This window comes from Peribacillus sp. NPDC058002, assembly GCF_042886655.1.
Lineage (GTDB): Bacteria > Bacillota > Bacilli > Bacillales > DSM-1321 > Peribacillus > Peribacillus aracenensis.
The window spans coordinates 1-4,321 of the sequence record NZ_JBHVQU010000277.1 but is presented as its reverse complement, the minus strand read 5'-3'; the positions used below and the strand labels follow the sequence as shown (position 1 = coordinate 4,321).

At 37.6% G+C, this 4,321-nt stretch carries 3 protein-coding genes; 1 reads left to right on the top strand and 2 read right to left on the bottom strand.

The window, feature by feature from the left end:
* Window positions 1-96 precede the first annotated feature (96 nt).
* On the top strand, window positions 97-495 hold the full coding sequence (locus tag ACFVSH_RS23430; protein WP_387598956.1) for a VOC family protein: 399 nt from the start codon (window positions 97-99) through the stop codon (window positions 493-495).
* A gap of 359 nt (window positions 496-854) precedes the next feature.
* Here the strand turns inward: ACFVSH_RS23430 and ACFVSH_RS23425 are convergent, their stop codons facing one another.
* Both ACFVSH_RS23425 and ACFVSH_RS23420 read right to left on the bottom strand, forming a co-directional pair.
* Complete coding sequence (locus tag ACFVSH_RS23425; RefSeq protein ID WP_387708112.1) at window positions 855-1,922, bottom strand: AI-2E family transporter; 1,068 nt, start codon at window positions 1,920-1,922, stop codon at window positions 855-857.
* Between the two features lie 594 nt (window positions 1,923-2,516).
* Entirely contained in the window at window positions 2,517-3,785 is a 1,269-nt protein-coding gene (locus ACFVSH_RS23420) for an L-lactate MFS transporter (protein ID WP_387708110.1), read from the bottom strand.
* Between the last annotated feature and the right edge of the window lie 536 nt (window positions 3,786-4,321).

Below are 4,321 nucleotides of genomic sequence, written 5' to 3'. Positions count from 1 at the left end.
GTTCAGATGTTAAGAACTGCTTGAAAATCCCTACAGAATTAATTGTTAAATTATGGTATAATTATATTCGATTATACATATTTAGGAGGGTTACTAATGATTTTTGAAATGACTACTCAGGTTCGGGTTTCCAGCATAAAAGAAGGGCAAAAGTGGTATGGAACACTGCTGAATAAGGAGCCTGAATTTACTCCACACGATGGATTTGCAGAGTGGGAACTCATTCCTGGTTGTTGGTTGCAGGTCGCTGAAGGACTTCTTATTGACGGTAACGGACCATTACGATTAGGGGTTACTAACATTGAAGCTGAAAGAGATAGACTTGTAGAAGAGCTAAAGATTGATAGTTTTGCAATACATTCAAGACCAGAAGTTCCAGTTAAATGGGGAACTTTCACAGACCCGTGGGGAAATCGACTTGGATTTTTTGAATACTTGGATAAGAACGAAGAGCAAGAACGTATTAAAGCAATCGTTGAAACAATAGAAGTTTAACAGCTTGAAGAAAGGGAACTTCAAGCAATTTTTAAGTTCCTTTATCTTACTAAGGCAATAGCAAAAAACATTACCAAAACAGCGTTTTTTTAAATCCGCAGGTAAACTTATTGGATTTAAGACCTTTGCGACACTCCTGCCGAAGAACTGGCTCGCCGAGACCCCGCAGCCGCTTGCGGAGTGGAGGCTTGGCAGGCAGTCGGCGGAAAGGGAGCGGATTTCAATTGAACACTTTTCAAGAAAAAAACTGCAGCCAACCCGCTTCTCATCGAGGTTACTATATCTACAATCAGAAGCGTTGATAGGATGTCCTTTTTTAAAATACTTCTATTTAGGATTACTAAGGATACAGTCCTTAATTAAGTAATCCCTTTTCGTAATCTATAAAATTTCCTGAAATTCCCTATAATCGTTTTTACTACGGAATAAGTGGGGATAGCGATTAAAATGCCTATGAAACCGTATATTGATCCTGCAGCAAGCAGCAATAAGATAATGGTAAGCGGGTGAATGTTAAGCCGTTTTCCCATAATATTCGGTGTAACCAAGTGCCCTTCGACCTGTTGAACAACGGTAAGGACAATGAGTACTTTCACTGCCAACCCAATGTCTTGCTGTAAGGCAATGAAAAGGGCAGGGATGATGCTTATTAATGGACCAAGGAATGGTACAACGGTAAAAATCATGGCGAATATGGCTAATACGAGTGCATAATCGAGACCGATAATCAAGTAGCCGATATACATCAAAGTCCCAATGACGATTGATATGATGAATTGACCGATAATATATGTTGAAAGGGCTTTATCGACGTCTTTTAATATCGTGTTTCCCTCTGATTCAACATCGTTCGGTATATATTTTAATAGAAATGGTCTTAATTTATCTCCATCCTTCAAGAAATAGAATAAAATGAATGGTGTAATGACCAATACTGTTAATACACTCGTGATTGTGGAAAAAATGGTATTGACATTCACTATTAGTTTTTCCGAGTAATCTTTCAAATGCGTGACCGCTTTTTCTTTTAGATCCTCCATATTAACCATGCCAAAATCATTTTTCTCAATCATCACTTCAGATTCTTTAGAGAATTCCTTGACTTTGCTTGGGAGGTTTTCAGATAATTTTTGAAATTGGTCCACGATTAAAGGACTTCCAAAGTAACTTACCATCCCAATCATGCTAAATATAATCAAAAACACGGTGAAGATGCTAATTGACCTCGGGATAAATTCAGTTAATAAGTTAACTACCGGCCGTAATATATAGTATAAAAGCCCAGCCACAATAATAGGGAAAAACATGGCAGCAATGATTTTTTGTAGCGGCAGCAGAACGTAATCAATCTTACCTAGTAAAAAAATAATTAAAATGATCAAAATGGTCGCGCATGCATATTTGAAAAACGGTTTATTGATCCACAAGACAATCCCTCCTAAATCCATCTCTTACTTAATTCCCTGATTTAGCTTAATGTTAAACTATATAACTTGTTCAAAAGTTTGGTGCAAAACATGTTATAATGATGAACGTTTATCATTCATCTTTAATTCGATTGGAATGTTTCACTTTTGAATCTAATCACCTGATTTAAAAAGTTGGAATTCGTATTTCTTATACTTTTTTGGAATTCCGATAGATAAAGCAGCAACCAAACGAAGCTGTTGGAATCAAATACAAGACTTTCACTGTGAAATGATGGTTAATTTTTAAAAAAATATCGGTGTCGGTACTTTGTCGTTTTCCTGCCTTTACGTGCATAAGTCCTGAATAAAGTCCGCCTACAAGGATTGCACCTCTAAATGCATTTCCCATGACTACTGCGATTAAGCATTAGAAATGATCACAACTGTACGAGCAAACATTCCGGGAGAATGGCATAATCCATAAAATCTTCGGTTGTGCTACAGTTCAAAAAGATACACCGTAATAGCCATAAACAAACTAAAAAAGCATCATCAAAGGTAAATTCCGTTTAGGGAAGTTTACTTGATAATGCCTTTTTACAAGTTTTTAAATTAGGATATTTTACTTAATGTGTTCGTTACTCCTTGATTCTGTGCTCTTTGCATTTTTTTAATGTCGAGACGCAGCCAGATGGAGATGGCGAATGCTATCGCTATTAATACTGCGAAAACGTAGAATACCGGGATGTAGCTGTTCGTACTTTCCCTGATTGCAGTAACCAACATTGGTCCGCAAACCCCGCCTAGAGACCACGTAGTTAAAAGATAACCGTGGATGGCCCCAATTTCCTTAGTTCCAAATAAATCCCCGGCAAACGCAGGGAGATTTGAAAATCCTCCACCATAACAACTAACGACCAGCAAGATGAGTCCTTGGAACAATAGTGTATTTGTAGTCGTCGGAAGTAAAAGGAACGCTCCGATTTGAATGATGAAGAAAATGACGAAAACATTTGGGCGGCCAATATAATCAGATGCTGCTGCCCAGCCAAGTCTTCCTCCGCCATTGAAGATTCCCATAATGCCGACTAATGTTGCTGCACCTGCTACAGACAGACCAACAACGTCTTGAGCCATAGGTGAAGCTACAGAAATCATCATGATTCCTGCACTGGTATTTATCAATTTCATGGACCATAACATCCAGAAGTGTTTAGTTTTAACCGCTTCTTTTGCAGTTAATTGCCTTAGGTCTTTCTTTAGTTCTTTCTTACCTGATTCAATATCTTTCTTCATTCCTTCAGGTAGCCAGTTGGCCTTTGGAGGTGCAATATAGAATGCACCTAAGAACATCAGTATGAAATAGCCCGCTCCTAAAATATAATAGGTAGTATAAATGCCAACGGATTCCATAAGGCTTGCAGCTACTGGGGCTGTAATGAGAGCTCCGGCACCGAATCCTAATACTGCCATTCCTGTTGCCAATCCCCGGCGATCTGGGAACCATTTGACTAAAGTGGATACTGGTGAAATGTACCCGATCCCCATGCCAAGTCCACTTAAAACCCCATATGTCAATAGGTATAGCGGAAGTGAATCGACCATCACTGCTAAACCGGAACCGGCTTGGCCTAAACCGAATAATACAGCCGCGACCATAGCTGACTTTCTCGGACCATTTTTTTCCACGAATTTACCAAAGAAGGCTGCAGAAGTTCCTGCAAGCGCCATCATTATTGTGAATGCTAACGTTACCTCAGTTTCTGACCACCCCATAGTCTCAACTAACGGTTTTTTGTATACGCTATAGGCGTACGCACCACCAATGGAAAGGTGAATGGCGATAGCTGATAAAGCGATTAACCATCTGTTTTTTGTCATGTTGTTACCCCTTTTCGTCAAAAATAAGAAAGTTGCATGCGTTTTATCTATAATTTCTAATTTTGCATGCGTTTTATCTATCTTGTGGGATAAGTATATAAGATTATTATTTAGTAGTAAACTACTAAATTGAATTTTTTGAAAATTTCCCTCTTTATTCCATTTGATTAAAATTGGGAATGGCACGAAAAAGCAACTTTATGAATCAGTATAAAAAAAGTTATATTTTCTTTGGTGTTATATAATATATATAAGTTTGTAGGTATCAGCTTTAAGTGTTTTTAGAGCACCTGCAATCAGGAACTTGCTGCATATCTTTTTATTTATCGATTTTACTGTTTGCAAAAAGGAAAACGAAGGAATTTACTTAAGGTGCCATGATGAAATAACTAGATTCATTCTCATTGGCTTTATTTTAATTATTTTGGTAAAATTATTCTAATATTCACTATTTCAGGACACCTTGGCGAACAATCGGAATTGATATTTTTTGATAGATTTCAGGAATAATTCATCCTTTTTTCAGGAATCATAGT

Coding starts and splice junctions, on each gene's coding strand:
- ACFVSH_RS23430 (WP_387598956.1), top strand. CDS start 97: ATGATTTTTGAAATGACTACTCAGGTTCGGGTTTCCAGCATAAAAGAA.
- ACFVSH_RS23420 (WP_387708110.1), bottom strand. CDS start 3,785: ATGACAAAAAACAGATGGTTAATCGCTTTATCAGCTATCGCCATTCAC.